General features: G+C 75.7%; 1 protein-coding gene. It reads left to right on the forward strand.

Translation table 11 applies throughout. The features are described from left to right. Positions 1–5 precede the first annotated feature (5 nt). Positions 6–17558, forward strand: a complete 17553-nt coding sequence (locus AW270_RS41685; RefSeq protein WP_061289088.1) for a type I polyketide synthase — start codon at positions 6–8, stop codon at positions 17556–17558. The last annotated feature ends 8 nt before the right edge of the window (positions 17559–17566 follow it).

The raw sequence follows: 17566 nt of genomic DNA on the forward strand, positions 1-17566 counted from the left end.
GTCAGATGGTGAATGAGGAAAAGTATCTCGACTACCTCAAGCGTGCGACCGCTGACCTGCGCGAGACCCGACAGAGGCTGCGCGAGGCCGAGGAGCGGGACCACGAGCCGATCGCGATCGTCGGGATGAGCTGCCGCTATCCCGGGGGCGTCCGGTCGCCGGAGGACCTGTGGTCGCTGGTGGCGTCGGGGGGCGACGGGATCTCCGTCTTCCCGACCGACCGGGGCTGGGACATGGACTTCCTCTCCCGGGGCTCGTACGTCTCCGAGGGCGGTTTCCTGCACGAGGCCGCGGACTTCGACGCGGGGTTCTTCGGCATCTCGCCCCGCGAGGCCGTCGCGATGGACCCGCAGCAGCGGCTGCTGCTGGAGGTGTCGTGGGAGGCGATCGAGCGGGCCGGCCTCGACCCGGCCGCGCTGAAGGGCTCGAGGACGGGCGTCTTCGCCGGGGTGATGTACCACGACTACGCCTCCCGCCTGCGCTCCCTCCCCGAGGACGTCGAGGGCTTCCTCGGCACCGGCAACTCCGGTTCGGTCGTCTCCGGCCGGGTCGCCTACACCTTCGGGCTCGAAGGCCCGGCCGTGACGGTGGACACCGCGTGCTCCTCCTCGCTGGTCGCCCTGCACATGGCCGTCACGTCGCTGCGCGGCGGCGAGTGCACGATGGCCCTGGCGGGCGGGGTCACCGTGATGGCCACCCCGTCGTCGTTCCTCGACTTCAGCCGCCAGCGCGGCCTGGCCCCCGACGGACGCTGCAAGTCCTTCGCCGCCGGCGCCGACGGCACGGGCTGGTCGGAGGGCGTCGGCGTCCTGCTGGTCGAGAAGCTCTCGGACGCCCTGGCCCATGGCCACCCGGTCCTCGCGGTCATCCGCGGCACGGCCGTCAACCAGGACGGCGCGTCCTCCGGCCTGACCGCCCCCAACGGCCCGTCGCAGCAGCGCGTCATCCGGGCCGCCCTGGAGAACGCCCGCCTCAGCCCCTCCGACGTGGACGCGGTCGAGGCGCACGGCACCGGCACGACCCTCGGCGACCCCATCGAGGCCCAGGCGGTCATCGCCACCTACGGCCAGGACCGCGACGAGCCGCTGTGGCTCGGCTCCCTCAAGTCGAACCTGGGCCACACCCAGGCGGCGGCGGGCGTCGGCGGGATCATCAAGATGGTCATGGCCATCCGCGCGGGCGTGCTGCCCCGGACCCTGCACGTCGACGAGCCCACCCCGATGGTCGACTGGACCACGGGCCGGGTCGCCCTCCTCACCGAGGAGCGGGCGTGGCCGGAGACCGGCAACCCCCGCCGCGCGGCCGTCTCGTCGTTCGGCATCAGCGGCACCAACGCCCACACCGTCATCGAGCAGGCCCCGGAAGCGGCGGCCGTCGACAGCCCGGACACCCCCGACCGGGTGGTGCCGTGGATCCTGTCGGCCCGCTCCGAGGGCGGCGTCCAGGAGCAGGCCGACCGGCTGAGGCGGTTCGTCACCGGCGAGTCCGCCGCCGACGTCGCCCTCTCGCTCACCCGGCGCTCGTCGATGGAGTGGCGCGGCGTCGTCGTCGGCACCCGCGAGCAGCTCCTGAACGGTCTGCGCTCGGTCGAGGCGGGGCAGCCCCGGCGGGGGAGGACCGCCTTCCTGTTCACCGGCCAGGGGTCGCAGCGCGAGAACATGGGCGCGCGGCTCCACCGCGAGTTCCCCGTCTTCGCCGCCGCCTTCGACGAGGTCCGCTCCCACTTCCCGGAGACGTCCACGCAGGCCGAGATCTTCGCCGTGGAGGTCGCCCTCCACCGGCTCGTCGAGTCGTTCGGGATCACCCCCGACGTCGTGGCCGGGCACTCCATCGGCGAGATCGCCGCCGCGCACGTCGCCGGGGTCCTCTCGCTGGAGGACGCCTGCGCGCTGCTCCGCGCCCGCGGCGCGCTCATGCGGGCGCTCCCGGCCGGAGGCGCGATGGTCGCCGTCGAGGCTGCCCCGCACGAGATCTCGCCCGGCGTGGACATCGCCGCGATCAACGGCCCCCGCTCCGTGGTCATCTCGGGGCCCGAGGACGTCGTGCTCGCCGAGGCCGCCCGGTTCGAGCGGACCAAACGGCTGTCCGTCACCCACGCGTTCCACTCGGCCCTCATGGAGCCGATGCTCGACGACTTCCGCCGGGCCCTCGCCGGGATCTCCTTCCACCCGCCGGCCGTCGAGTTCGTGTCGTCGGTCGAGGTCGGGGCCGACGTGACCGACCCCGAATACTGGGTCAGGCACGTGCGCGCCACCGTCCGGTTCACCGACGCCGTCGACGCGCTCGACGCCGTCCGGGTGCTGGAGATCGGGCCCGACGCCGTGCTCTCCGCCATGGTCGACGACGCCGTCCCCACGATGCGCAAGGACCGGGACGAGGTCACCGCCCTCTACGGGGCGCTCGCCGGGATGTGGCGGCGCGGCGCGGCCGTCAAATGGGACTTCCCCGGCGCGAAGCGCGTCGACCTGCCCACCTACGCCTTCGACCACCGGCGCTACTGGCTCGACGCCGGGGAGCCCGAGGCCACGCCCGTCGACGGCGCGTTCTGGGACGCCGTCGAGAACGAGGACCTCGACGCCCTCGCCGGCACACTCGCCGTCGAGCGGGAGTCGCTGGAGGTCGTCCTGCCCGCCCTCGCCGGCTGGCGGCGGCAGCACCGGGAGCACTCGCGCGCCGAGCGGTGGCGCTACCGGGTCGAGTGGACCTCGGCCCCGCCCGCCGGCTCCGTCGACGGCCGCTGGCTGATCGTCGCCGCCGAGGGCGTCGAGCCGCCCGTGCTGGACACCGAGACGGTCGTCGTCGAGGCCTGCGCCGACCGCGCGGTCATGGCCGAGCGGCTGGCCGCGCACGACGACGTCCGGGGCGTGCTCGCCGTCCGGCCGACGATCGGCCAGGCGCTCGCGCTCACCCAGGCGATCGGCGAGACCACCGGTGACGCCCGGCTCTGGATCCTCACCGAAGGCGCCGTCGGCATCGGCGGCGCCGACGCCGTCACCGACCCCGACCAGGCCATGCTCTGGGGCTTCGGCCGGTCGGCCGCCATGGAGCTGCCCGACCGGTGGGGCGGGCTGGTCGACGCCGTGCTCGACGAACGGACCACGCCCCTGCTGAGCCAGGTGCTCGCGGGCGGCGAGGACCAGGTCGCGATCAGGACCTCCGGGGTCTTCGCCCGCCGCCTCGGCCGCGCGCCGCTCACCGGACCGGCCTGGACGCCGTCGGGGACTGTGCTGGTCACCGGCGGCACCGGCGCGATCGGCCGCCGCGTCGTCGGCTGGCTGGCCGAGAGCGGCGCCCAAGTCGTCGTCGCGAGCCGCCGCGGCCCCGGCGCGCCGGGCGCGGACGACCTCCCGGCCACCGTCGTGGCCTGCGACGTCTCCGACCGCGAGGCCCTCAGGGCGCTGCTGGAGCGCATACCGGTCACCGCCGTCGTCCACGCCGCGGGCGTGCTCGACGACGGCGTCATCGACGGTCTCACCCCCGAGCGCCTGGACGCCGTCATCGCCGCCAAGGCCGACGCCGCCCGCAACCTCGACGAACTGACCGGCGACCTCGACGCGTTCATCACCTTCTCCTCGCTGGCGGGCGTCGTCGGCTCCGCCGGGCAGGCCAACTACGCCGCCGCCAACGCCTACCTCGACGCGCTCGTCGAGAGGCGGCGCGCGGAGGGCAAGCCCGGCTCGTCCATCGCCTGGGGCCCGTGGGCCGACGGCGGCATGGCCGACGACGCCGCGGTCGCCGACCGGGTCCGCCGGGGCGGCCTCACCGTCCTGCCGCCCGACCTGGCCCTCGACGCGCTGCGGCAGGCCGGCCAGGGCGTCGTCGCGATCGCCGACGTCGACTGGGACCGGTTCGCCCAGGGATATCCCGGCGCGCTGCTGAGCAACCTGACCGAGAGCCGTCCGGCCCGGACCGAGGCTCCCACCGGCCTGGCCGGGCGGCTCGCCGGGCTCACCGGCGCGGCCCGCGACCGCGTCCTGCTGGAAGTGGTCAGGGACGTCGTCGCCGTCGTGCTCGGCCACCCCTCGCCCGAGTCGGTCGACCCGGCCCGCGCCTTCAAGGACCTCGGCTTCACCTCGCTGACCGCCGTCGACCTGCGCAACCGCCTCAGCGCCGCGACCGGCCTCAAACTGCCCCCCACGCTCGTGTACGACTACCCGACCCCCCTGGCCCTGGCGGCCTTCCTCGGCGCGGAGCACGCCCCGGCCGAGGTCGCGCCCCTGGTCGTCGCCGCCGACGACGAGCCGATCGCGATCGTCGGCATGGGCCTGCGCTTCCCCGGCGGCGTCGACACCCCCGAGGACCTGTGGAGACTGCTCGTCGACGGCGGCGACGCCGTCTCCGGGCTGCCGATGGACCGGGGCTGGGACCTCGACGCCCTCTACCACCCCGACCCGGAGAACCCGGGCACCTCCTACACCCGCGAAGGCGCGTTCCTGCGCGGCGCGGCCGAGTTCGACGCCGAGTTCTTCGGCATCTCACCGCGCGAGGCGCTCGCCATGGACCCGCAGCAGCGGCTGCTGCTGGAGACCGCGTGGGAGGCGTTCGAGCGGGCCGGGATCGACCCGCTCTCGCTGCGCGGCGGCCGGGCCGGCGTGTTCGTCGGCACCAACGGCCAGGACTACGCGCAGCTCGCCCAGCGCGCCCCCGAGGGGTCGGAGGGTTATCTCGGCACTGGGAACGCGGCCTCCGTGGTGTCGGGGCGGCTGGCGTACACCTTCGGGACGGAGGGCCCGGCCGTCACGGTCGACACCGCCTGCTCGGCGTCGCTGGTCGCGCTGCACCTGGCCGTGCAGGCGCTGCGGCAGGGGGAGTGCACCCTCGCGCTCGCGGGCGGTGTGACGGTCATGTCCACGCCCGGCGCGTTCGTCGAGTTCTCCCGCCAGCGCGGCCTGGCCCCCGACGGGCGCTGCAAGGCGTTCGCCGCCGGGGCCGACGGCACCGGCTGGGGCGAGGGCGCGGGCATGCTCGTCGTCGAGCGCCTGTCCGACGCCCAGGCCAACGGGCATCCCGTCCTGGCGATCGTCCGGGGTTCGGCCATCAACCAGGACGGCGCGTCAAACGGGCTCACCGCCCCCAACGGCCCCTCCCAGCAGCGCGTCATCCGCCAGGCGCTCGCCAACGCCCGCCTCACCACCGCCGACGTCGACGCGGTCGAGGCCCACGGCACCGGCACCACGCTGGGCGACCCGATCGAGGCACAGGCCCTGCTCGCCACGTATGGGCAGAACCGCGCCGAACCCCTGCGGCTCGGCTCGGTGAAGTCGAACATCGGCCACACCCAGGCCGCCGCCGGCGTCGCCGGGGTGATCAAGATGGTGCTGGCCCTCCAGCACGGCGTGCTGCCCAAGACCCTGCACGCCGACGAGCCCAGCCCGCACGTCGACTGGGCCTCCGGCGCGGTCGGCCTGCTCACCGAGACGATCCCGTGGCCCGAGACCGGCCGCCCGCGCCGCGCGGCGGTGTCGTCGTTCGGCTTCAGCGGCACCAACGCCCACACCATCCTGGAGCAGGCCCCCGAGACCGCCCCCGCCGAGGCGGCCACCCCGCTGGAGACCACCCCGTGGGTGCTGTCGGCCCGGTCGCCCGAGGCGCTGCGCGCCCAGGCCGCCCGGCTCCGCGACCACGCCCCGGCCGATATCCCGGCAGACGTCGTGAACGTCGGCTACTCGCTCGTCACCACCCGCGCCTCGCTCGACCACCGCGCGGTCGTCTTCGACCCGGCGGGCCTCGACGCGCTCGCCGCCGGGCGCACCCGCCCCGGCCTGGTCACCGGCGTCGCCGCCCGGGACGCCGAGCGGGTCGTCATGGTCTTCCCCGGCCAGGGGTCCCAGTGGGCGGGCATGGCCGCCGAGCTGATGGAGACCTCAGCGGTCTTCCTCGACCGGATGGGCGAGTGCGCCGACGCCCTGGCCCCCCACGTCGACTGGTCGCTGCTCGACGTCGTCCGCGACGGCGAACTCGACCGCGTCGACGTCGTGCAGCCCGCGCTCTGGGCCGTCATGGTCTCGCTGGCCGCCCTCTGGCGGTCGTACGGCGTCGAGCCCGCCGCCGTGGTCGGCCACTCGCAGGGCGAGATCGCCGCCGCCTGCGTCGCGGGCGCCCTCAGCATCGAGGACGCCGCCGCCGTCGTGGCGCTGCGCAGCAAGGCGCTGGGCGCGATCGCGGGCCGGGGCGGCATGATGTCGGTCGCGCTGCCCGCCGCCGAGCTCGACCTCGACGACCGCCTCTCGATCGCCGCGATCAACGGCCCGTCGTCCGTCGTCGTCTCCGGCGACGTCGACGCCCTGACCGAGCTGCGCGAACGCCTCGACGGCGTGCGCACCCGGGTCATCCCGGTCGACTACGCCTCCCACTCCCACCACGTCGAGGTCATCCACGACGAGCTGCTGACGCTGCTGGCCGGGGTCACGCCCCGCGTGAGCGAGGTCCCGTTCTTCTCCACCGTCACCGGCGACTGGCTCGACACCACCACGATGGACGCCGGGTACTGGTACCGGAACCTGCGCGGCACCGTCCTGCTGGAGGACGCAGTCAAGGGCCTCGTCCGCCAGGGATACGGCGCGTTCGTCGAGGTCAGCCCGCATCCCGGTCTGACCGCCGGGATCCAGGAGACGGCCGGGAACGCCGCCGTCGTGGGCACGCTGCGCCGGGGCGAGGGCGGCCTGGGCCGCTTTCTGCTGTCGGTGGCCGAGGCCCACGTCCAGGGCGTCCCGGTCGACTGGCCGGCCGTCTTCTCCGGCACGGGCGCGGTCCGCGTCCCCCTGCCGACCTACGCGTTCCAGCGCAGCCGGTTCTGGCCGTCGATCCCGAAGGCGGCCCCCGCGCAGGGCCCGGCCGACGCGGCCTTCTGGGAGGTCGTCGCCCGCGCCGACCTCGACGAGCTGGCCACCACTCTGGGGGTCGAGAACGGCCCGGCGCTGGCCGAGGTGCTGCCCGCCCTGTCGGCCTGGCACCGCTCCCGTCGGGAGTCGGGCGAGCTCGACGGCTGGCGCTACACGATCGACTGGAAGCCCGTCACGCTGCCCGCCGCCCCGGCCACCGGCACCTGGCTGGTCGTCGTCCCCGAGGGCGGCGACGACCGGGGGATCGCCGCGGCGATCGGCGGCACGGTCGTCGAGGTCGGCGACCCCGACCGCGCGGCCTGGGCCTCCCTCCTCACCCCGGCCGACGGCGTGGTCTCGCTGCTCGGCACGCTGACCGGCACGCTCACCCTGGTCCAGGCGCTCGGCGACGCCGGAGTCGGCGCGCCGCTGTGGTGCGTCACCGACGGCGCGGTCTCGCTCGACGGCCTGACCAGCCCCGACCAGGCGCTCCTGTGGGGCTTCGGCCGGGTCGCCGCCGCCGAGCACCCCGACCGCTGGGGCGGCATCATCGACCTCGCCGACGGCTACCGCCGCGACGACCTGATCGCCGCCCTGCACGGCCCCGAGGACGAACTCGCCATCCGCCCGTCCGGAGTGTTCGCCCGCCGCCTCGCCCACGGCGTCCGCCCGGCCCGCGCGCCCCGCGACTGGATGCCCGAGGGCACGATCCTGGTCACCGGCGGCACCGGCGCGCTCGGCGCGCAGGTCGCCCGCTGGCTCCACGAGAACGGCGCCCGCGACCTGCTCCTGGTCAGCCGCTCGGGCCCCAACGCCCCCGGCGCGACGGAGCTGGCGGCCGAACTGGACGCCACGATCGTGGCCTGCGACGTCTCCGACCGCGAGCAGCTCGCGATCCTGCTGGAGACCCACCCGGTGCGGGGCGTGGTGCACACCGCCGCCATCCTCGACGACGCCGTCATCGACGCCCTCACCCCGGGCCAGCTCGACCGGGTCCTGCGGGTGAAGGTCGACGCGGCCCGCAACCTGCACGAACTCACCGGTGACCTGGCCTTCTTCGTGCTGTTCTCCTCCTTCGCCGGCTCCTACGGCGTGGCCGGACAGGGGAACTACGCCCCCGGCAACGCCTACCTCGACGCCCTCGCGCACCACCGCCGCTCGCTCGGGCTGCCCGCCCTGTCGATGGGCTGGGGCCACTGGGCCGGTGACGGCATGGCCGGGGCCGACGTCGTCGAGGAGCAGATGAAGCGGCGCGGCGGCCGGTCGCTCGACCCGGCCAAGGCGCTCACCCTGCTCGGCCAGGCGCTCGCGCTCGACGAGACGTTCGTCGCCGTCGCCGACGTCGACTGGGCCGCCTCGACCGACTCGCGTACCGGGGCCTCGATCCCGCCCGCGCTGGCCGACCTGCCCGAACTGCGCGACCGGGTGAGGGCCGGGGCCGCGCCGGAGACCGTCTCCGACCGGCTGGCCGGGCTCTCGCCCGCCGACCGCGACGCCCTGGTGCTCGATCTCGTCCGGGGCCAGGTCGCCGAGGTGCTCGGCCACGCCACGCCCGAGGCGATCGACGCGGGCCGGGCCTTCAAGGAGCTCGGCTTCGACTCGCTCACCGCCGTCGACCTGCGCAACCGCCTCACCGCCGCGACCGGGCTGCGGCTGCCCGCCACGCTGGTGTTCGACTACCCGAACCCGGGCGTGCTGGCCGCGTACATCAGGGACGAACTGCTCGGCACCCAGGGCGAGGTGACCGCCGCGACCGCCACGGTGACCTCCGACGAGCCGATCGCCATCGTCGGGCTCGGGCTGCGCCTCCCCGGCGGGGTCGGCACCCCCGCCGACCTGTGGGAGATGCTCTCCACCGGCGCCGACGGGGTCGGCCCGTTCCCCACTGATCGGGGGTGGGACCTCGACGGGCTGGCCAGCGACGCCGCCGAGGGCGGTTTCCTCGACAACGCGGCCGACTTCGACCCCGCCTTCTTCGGCATCTCGCCCCGCGAGGCGCTGGCGATGGACCCGCAGCAGCGCGTCCTGCTGGAGATCGCGTGGGAGGCGCTGGAGCGGGCCGGGATCGACCCGCTCTCGCTCAAGGGCAGCGCGACCGGCGTCTTCGCCGGGACCAACGGCCAGGACTACATGCCGCTGCTGATGACCACGGGCGACGACGTCGGCGGTTACATCGCCACCGGCACCACCGCGAGCGTGCTGTCCGGCCGGATCGCCTACACACTCGGGATCGAGGGCCCGGCCGTCACCGTCGACACGGCCTGCTCGTCGTCGCTGGTGGCGCTGCACATGGCCGTCCAGGCGCTGCGGAGCGGCGAGTGCACGCTCGCCCTGGCGGGCGGCGCGACGATCATGTCCACCCCGGGCCTGTTCGTCGAGTTCACCCGGCAGAAGGGCGTGGCCGCCAACGGCCGCTGCAAGGCCTTCGCCGACGCCGCCGACGGCGCCGGGTTCTCCGAGGGCGCGGGCATGATCGTGGTCGAGCGCCTGGCCGACGCCCAGGCCAACGGCCACCCGATCCTCGCCGTCATCCGGGGCTCGGCGGTCAACCAGGACGGCGCGTCCAACGGACTGACCGCGCCCAACGGCCCGTCGCAGCAGCGGGTGATCCGTCAGGCGCTCGCCAACGCCCGCCTGACCACCCGCGACGTCGACGCCGTCGAGGCCCACGGCACCGGCACCACCCTGGGCGACCCGATCGAGGCCCAGGCCCTGCTCGCCACGTACGGGCAGGACCGCGACGAACCCCTGTGGCTCGGCTCGGTGAAGTCGAACATCGGCCACACCCAGGCCGCCGCCGGCGTCGCCGGGGTCATCAAGATGGTGCTCGCCCTCCAGCGGGCCGCCCTCCCGCGGACCATCCACGTGGACGCGCCGTCGTCGCACGTCGACTGGTCGGCGGGCGCGGTCGAGCTGGTCCGCGAGACCATGCCGTGGCCCGAGACCGGCCGCCCCCGCCGGGCCGGCGTGTCGTCTTTCGGCCTCAGCGGCACCAACGCCCACGTCATCCTGGAGCAGGCCCCCGAGCCGGAGCCGGTCGCCGCAACCGCGCAGCCGGAGATCGTCCCGTGGGTGCTGTCGGCCAAGAGCGGGGAGGCGCTGCGCGAGCAGGCCGCCCGGCTCCGCGACTGGCCGGTCTCCGACCCCGCCCGGGTGGCCGCCTCGCTGCTCACCACCCGCACGCTGCACGACCACCGCGCCGTCGTCCTCGACCGCCCCGCCCTCGACGCGCTGGCCTCCGGCCGGTCGGCGGCCGGGCTGGTGCGCGGCACCGCGACCCCGGCGGCCGGCAAGGTCGTGATGGTCTTCCCCGGCCAGGGGTCGCAGTGGATCGGCATGGCCGCCGAGCTGCTCGACACCTCCCCGGTGTTCGCGGCCCGGATGGCCGAGTGCGCCGAGGCGCTCGCGCCCCACGTCGACTGGCCGCTGATCGAGACCGTGCGCGGCGGCTCGCTGGAGCGGACCGACGTCGTCCAGCCCGCGCTCTGGGCCGTGATGGTCTCGCTGGCGGCGCTCTGGCGCTCCCACGGCGTCGAGCCTTCGGCCGTCGTCGGCCACTCGCAGGGTGAGATCGCCGCCGCCTGCGTCGCGGGCGCTCTCAGCATCGAGGACGCCGCCGCCGTCGTGGCGCTGCGCAGCAGGGCCCTGTCCACGCTCTCGGGACGCGGCGGCATGATGTCGGTCTTCCGGGCCGCCGGCGAGCTCGACCTGGACGACCGCCTGGCGGTCGCCGCGGCCAACGGGCCGACCTCGACGACCGTCTCCGGCGACGTCGAGGCCCTCGCCGAGCTGAAGGCCCGCTGCGACGCCGACGGCGTCCGCGCCCGGATGGTGCCGGTCGACTACGCCTCCCACTCCCACCACATGGAGGAGATGCGCGAGACGCTGCTCGACCTCACGGCCGGGGTGCGGCCGCGCGCCGCCGAGATCCCGCTCTTCTCGACCGTCACCGCCGACTGGCTCGACACCACGACCATGGACGCCGAGTACTGGTACACCAACCTGCGGCGGACCGTGCGCTTCGACGAGGCCGTCCGCGCCCTCGCCGAGCAGGGCTTCGGCACGTTCATCGAGGTCAGCCCGCATCCGGTGCTCACCGTGCCGACGCAGGAGACGCTCGACGCGCAGAACTCCGCCGCGTCGGTCCTCGGGTCGCTGCGCCGCGACGAGGGCGGCCTCGGGCGCTTCCTCACCTCGCTCGGCCAGGCGTTCGCGAACGGCGTGCCGGTCGACTGGAAGCTCGGCGGCCCGCCGGTCGAGCTGCCCACCTACGCCTTCCAGCGGCAGCGCTACTGGCCGGCCCCGGCCGCCCCGGCCGTCGCGGCGGCCGACCCGCTCGACGCCGCCTTCTGGGAGGCCGTCGAACGCGAGGACCTCGACGGCCTGGCCGCGCTCGACCTCGGCTCGCTCGGCGACTCGCTGCCCGCGCTGGCGTCGTGGCGGCGGCGGCGCAGGGAGACCTCGGCGGTCGACGCGCTGCGCTACGTCACCACCTGGAAGCCGCTCACCCCGCCCGCCCGCACGCTCCACGGCACCTGGCTCGTCGTCACCGACGACCCCGGCCACCCCGTCGCGGCGGCGCTGGCCGGCCACGGGGCCGACGTCGTGGTCGCCGCCCCCGGCGACGACCTGACCGCCCTCCCAGAACCGGCCGGCGTGCTGTCGCTGATCGGCGACGACGCCCTGGCCCGGACCGCCGACCTGGTCCGCGCGCTGAACGGCGTGACCGCGCCGCTGTGGCTGGTCACCCAGGGCGCGGTGAGCGTCGGCCGCTCCGACGCCCTGACCGACCCCGGCCAGGCGCCGCTCTGGGGCCTCGGCCGGGTGATCGGCCTGGAACACCCCGACCGCTGGGGCGGCCTGATCGACCTGCCCGCCGACCTCGACGCGCGCGCCGCCGCCCGGCTCGCCACCGTCCTGGCCGGGATCGGCGCGGAGGACCAGCTCGCCATCCGGTCCTCCGGCGTCTTCGCCGCCCGGCTCACCCGGGCGACCGGCGAGGCCGGGACCCCGTGGCGGCCCGAGGGCGCCGTCCTGATCACCGGCGGCACCGGCGGCCTCGGCCGCCTCGTCGCCCGCTGGCTGCACGACCTGGGCGCCCGCGACCTGCTCCTGGTCAGCCGTTCGGGGCCCGCCGCCCCGGGCGCGGCCGAGCTCGCGGCGGAACTGGGCGCGACGGTCGTGGCCTGCGACGTCGCCGACCGCGACGCCCTGGCCGCCCTCCTGGCCGAGCACCCCGTGAGGTCGGTCTTCCACGCCGCCGCCGTGCTCGACGACGGCCTGGTCGAGACCATGACCGGTGAGCGCTTCGACCGGGTGATGGCCGTCAAGGCCGACGCCGCCCGGAACCTCCACGAGCTGACCGGGGACCTCGACGCGTTCGTGCTGTTCTCCTCGATCGCGGGCACGCTCGGCGCGGCCGGGCAGGGCAACTACGCCGCCGCCAACGCCTACCTCGACGCCCTCGCCCGGCACCGGCGCGACGCGGGCCTGGCCGCCACCTCGGTGGCGTGGGGCCCCTGGGCCGAGGCGGGCCTCGCGACCGAGGAGCGGATCGAGGCGCGGATGCGCCGCAGCGGCCTCGCGCCGATGCGGCCCGCCCTGGCGCTGGCCGCCCTCCAGCGCGCGCTCGACTGCGGCGACACCGCGGTCAGCGTCGCCGACGTCGACTGGGAGCGGTTCGCCCCGGCCTTCACCGCCGCCCGCCCCCGGCCGATCCTCGACGGGGTGCCGGAGTCGCGCCGCGCCGAGACGCCCGCCCCCGCCGCCACGCCCGCCGCCACGGCCGGGATCTCCGAGCGGGAACTGCTCGACCTGGTCCGCACCCAGGTCGCCGCCGTCCTCGGGCACGCCACACCCGCGACGATCGAGCCCGGCAAGCCCTTCAAGGAGCTCGGCTTCGACTCGCTGACCAGCGTCGAGCTGCGCAACCTCGTCGCCACGGCGACCGGCCTGCGGCTCCCGGCCACGATGGTGTTCGACCACCCGACCCCCGCCGCCCTGGCCGCGTTCCTGCGCGGCGAGCTGACCGGCGTACAGGAGGAGGAGACCGCGCCCCTCACGGCCGCCGCCTCCGACGAGCCGATCGCCATCGTCTCGATGGGCTGCCGCTTCCCCGGCGGGGTCACCACCCCCGAGGAGTTCTGGGACCTGCTCGCCGGGGGAGTCGACGCCGTCGGCCCGTTCCCCGCCGACCGGGGCTGGGACGTCGAGGCCCTGTACGACCCCGACCCCGACAGCCCCGGCACCAGCTACGCCCGCGAAGGCGCGTTCCTGTACGACGCCGCCGGCTTCGACCCCGGCTTCTTCGGCATCGCCCCGCGTGAGGCCGTCGCGATGGACCCGCAGCAGCGGCTCCTCCTCGAGGTCGCGTGGGAGGCCGTCGAGCGCGCCGGGATCGACCCGTCGTCGCTCAAGGGCAGCCCCACGGGCGTCTTCGCCGGCACCAACGGCCAGGACTACGCGGCCCTGCTCATCGCCGGGCAGGTCGACACCGACGGCTACCTGACCACCGGCAACGCCGCCAGCGTGGTGTCCGGCCGCCTCTCCTACGCCCTCGGGCTGGAGGGCCCGGCGGTCACCGTCGACACGGCCTGCTCCGCGTCGCTGGTCGCCCTGCACCTCGCGGTCCAGGCGCTCCGCCAGGGCGAGTGCACGCTCGCCCTGACCGGCGGCGTCACCGTCATGGCGACGCCGGGCGCGTTCATCGGCTTCAGCAAGCAGCGCGGCCTCGCCGAGGACGGCCGCTGCAAGCCCTTCTCCGACGACGCCGACGGCACCGGCTGGGGCGAGGGCGCGGGCGTCCTCCTCCTGGAGCGGCTGTCGGACGCCGAGCGCAACGGCCACCCGGTCCTCGCGGTGGTCCGGGGCTCGGCCGTCAACCAGGACGGCGCGTCGAACGGCCTGACCGCGCCGAACGGACCCTCGCAGCAGCGGGTCATCCGCCAGGCGCTCGCCAACGCGCGGCTGACCGCCCCGGAGGTCGACGCCGTGGAGGCGCACGGCACCGGCACCCGGCTCGGCGACCCGATCGAGGCTCAGGCGCTGCTGGCCACCTACGGCCAGGACCGCGCCGAGCCGCTCAAGCTGGGCTCGTCGAAGTCGAACATCGGCCACACCCAGGCGGCGGCCGGCGTCGCCGGGGTCATCAAGATGGTGCTCGCCCTCCAGCACGACCTGCTGCCTCAGACCCTGCACGCCGAGCGGCCCTCCGCCGAGATCGACTGGACGGCCGGCCGCGTCGAACTCCTCCAGCAGGCCCAGGCCTGGCCGGCCGGTGACCGGCCGCGCCGCGCGGGCGTCTCCTCCTTCGGCGTGAGCGGCACCAACGCCCACGTGATCATCGAAGAGGCGCCCCCGGCCGTCCCGGCCCCGCCCGCGCCGGACTCGGGCCTGTCGACCGTGCCGTGGCTGGTCTCCGGCCGCAGCGAGGAGGCGCTCCGCGCGCAGGCCGCCCGCCTGCGTGACCACCTCTCCGGACGCGCCGACGCCGATCCGGCCGCCGTGGGCCACACCCTGGCCACCGCCCGCGCCTCCTTCGAGCACCGGGCCGTCGTCGTCGGCCAGGAGACCGACGGACTGCTCCACGGCCTCGACGCCCTCGCCACCGGCGGGGCCGCCGCCGGGCTGGTCCAGGGCGTCACCTCCGACGGGCTGCTGGCGGTGCTGTTCACCGGCCAGGGCGCCCAGCGGGCCGGGATGGGCCGCGAGCTCTACGAGAGCTTCCCCGTCTTCGCCGAGGCGTTCGACCAGGCCTGCGCCCACCTCGACGCCGCCCTCGACCGGCCGCTGCGCGAGGTCATCTTCGCCGCCGACGGCATGAACGACGCCCTGCACCAGACGAAGTACACGCAGGCCAGCCTGTTCGCCATCGAGGTCGCGCTGTTCCGGCTGGCCGAGTCGTGGGGCCTGCGGCCCGACTTCGTGGCCGGCCACTCGATCGGCGAGCTGACCGCCGCCCACGTCGCCGGGGTGCTGTCCCTGGAGGACGCGTGCACCCTGGTCGCCGCGCGCGGCACGCTGATGCAGGAGCTCCCGCCCGGCGGCGCGATGATCTCCATCCAGGCGTCCGAGGACGAGGTCCGCGCCACCCTCACCGGAAACGTCGACATCGCCGCGATCAACGGGCCCAGGGCCGTCGTGGTCTCCGGCGACGACGCCGACGCCCGCGCCGTCGCCGGCCTCTGGGCGGCCCGGGGCCGCAAGACCAAGCGGCTCAACGTCTCGCACGCCTTCCACTCGGCCCACATGGACCCGATGCTGGCGGAGTTCCGCCGGATCGCCTCGGGGCTGACCTTCCACCCGCCGCTGATCCCGGTCGTCTCCAACGTCACCGGCGCGGTCGCGACCGAGCTGACCGACCCTGACTACTGGGTCAGGCACGTGCGCCAGGCCGTCAGGTTCCGCGACGGGATCGCCGCGCTGGCCGCCGAGGGGGTCACCCGGTTCGTCGAGATCGGCCCCGACGGCGTGCTGACCGCGCTCGCGCAGGGCTGCCTCGACGGCGGCGACCTGCTGCTCGTCCCGGCGCTGCGCGGAGACCGGCCCGAGGGCCACGCGCTGATGACCGCCGTCGCCCAGCTCCACGTCCACGGCGTCAGGCTCGACTGGGACGCCGTCTTCGGCGGCCCCAGGGGCCGGGTCGCCCTGCCGACCTACCCGTTCCAGCGCGGCCGGTTCTGGCCCGAGATCGAGGCCCGCTTCCCGGAGGCCGAGGACAGCGGCTTCTGGGACGCGGCCGAGCGCGGCGAGCTGGCCGAGCTCCTCGGCGTCGACGCCACCCGGCCGCTCTCGGAGGTGCTCCCGGCCATCACCGCCTGGCGGCGGGCCCGCCACGACGACACCGCGAGCTGGCGCTACACGACGACCTGGGTGCCGGTCGAGGGCGGCTCCGCCGTCGTCCCGGGCACCTGGGTGCTCGTCGGCGAGGACCCGGCGATGGCCGAGACCCTCGCCGTGGGCGGGGCCGACGTGATCTCCGTCCCGGCCGACACCCCCGGCGAGCGCGTCGCCGAGATCCTCCGCGAGGCCGACGGCCTGGCCGGGGTGGTCTCCCTGCTCGCCCTGGACGTCAACCCGCGCCCCGGCCACCCCGCGCTCACCCTGGGCCTCGACCGGACCGTCACGCTGGTGCGGGCCGTCGTCGAGGCCGGGGTCGAGGTGCCCCTGTGGTGCGTCACCCGGGGGGCGGCCGGACCGGACGTCCGCAGCGCCGAGCAGGCCCAGATCTGGGGCATCGGCCGGGTGGCCGCCCTGGAGCACCCCGCCCAGTGGGGCGGCCTCATCGACCTGCCGCCCGTCTTCGACGACCTGGCCCGCATCGGCCTGCTGACCGTCCTGTCCGGCTCGACCGGCGAGGACGAGGTGGCCGTGCGCGAGGGCCGGGTGCTGGCCCGCCGGCTCGTCCGGGCCCCGCTGACCGGCACGGGAGGCGAGTGGACCCCGCGCGGCAGCGTGCTCGTCACCGGCGGCACCGGCGCCCTGGGCGCCCACGTCGCCCGCCTGCTCGCCGCCGAAGGGGCCGGGCACCTGGTGCTCACCAGCCGGAGAGGGCCGGACGCCGAGGGCGCGCCGGAACTCCAGGCGGAACTGGAGGCGCTGGGCGCGCGGGTCACCGTCGCGGCCTGCGACGCCGCCGACCGCGCCGCCCTGGAGGCCCTGCTCGCGACGCTGCCCGACCTGACGGCGGTCGTGCACGCCGCCGGCGTCCTGGACGACGGCATCGTCGTCTCGATGACGCCCGACCGGATCGAGTACGTGCTCAAGCCCAAGACCGAGGCCGCCCGGCACCTGCACGAACTGACCCTCGACCGCGACCTCGACGCGTTCGTGCTCTTCTCCTCCGCCGCCGGCACCCTCGGCGGGGCGGGGCAGGGCAGCTACGCCGCCGCCAACGCCCACCTCGACGCGCTCGCCGAGATGCGCCGCGCCCAGGGCCTGCCCGCCACCTCGATCGGCTGGGGACCCTGGGCCGACGGCGGCATGGCGGCCGACGGCGGCCTGGTGGAGACGCGGCTGCGCCGCAGCGGCATGCCGCCGATGCGCGCCGACCGGGCCCTGGCCGCGATGCGCAAGGCGGTCGAGCACGGCGACACCGTGCTGATGGTCGGCGACATCGACTGGGAGCGGTTCTACCCGGCCTACACCTCCACCCGGCCCAGCCGCCTGGTGCGGGACCTGCCCGAGGTGCGGCGCGTGCTGGCCGCGGCCGAGGCCAGGACCGACAGCGGCTCCGAGGCGAACGAACTGGCCGGGAAGCTGGCCGCCGCGACCGACACCGAGCGCGACCGCCTCGTCATGGAGCTGGTCCGCACCCACGTCGCGATCGTCCTCGGCTACGAGCGCACCGACGCGGTCGCGCCCACCCGGGGCTTCCTCGACATGGGCTTCGACTCGCTCACCGCCGTCGAACTGCGCAACCGCCTGGCGTCCGTGACCGGCCTGCGGCTGCCCTCGACGCTGGTGTTCGACTACCCGACCCCGGTCGCCATGGCCCGGTTCCTGCGCGGCGAGCTCGCCCCCGGCGGCGCGCCCGCCGACGCGGCCGCCGGCGAGCTGGACAAGATCGAGGCCCTCCTGGCCACGCTCGGCGCCGAGGACGGCGCGCCGATCCTGGCCCGCCTGGAGAACCTCGTGGCCCGGTTCCGGCCGGGCGCCGACGCCGAGGACGAGGCGCTCGACCTCGCCTCGGACGACGAGATCTTCGACCTGATCAACAAAGAGTTCGGCAAGTCCTGAACCTCGCC

The sequence above is a fragment of the Herbidospora cretacea genome (genome assembly GCF_001570605.1).
Classification (GTDB): Bacteria; Actinomycetota; Actinomycetes; order Streptosporangiales; family Streptosporangiaceae; genus Herbidospora; species Herbidospora cretacea.

Excerpts from the sequence above, each read along its gene's own strand:
- AW270_RS41685 (WP_061289088.1), top strand. The coding sequence starts at position 6 with ATGGTGAATGAGGAAAAGTATCTCGACTACCTCAAGCGTGCGACCGCT.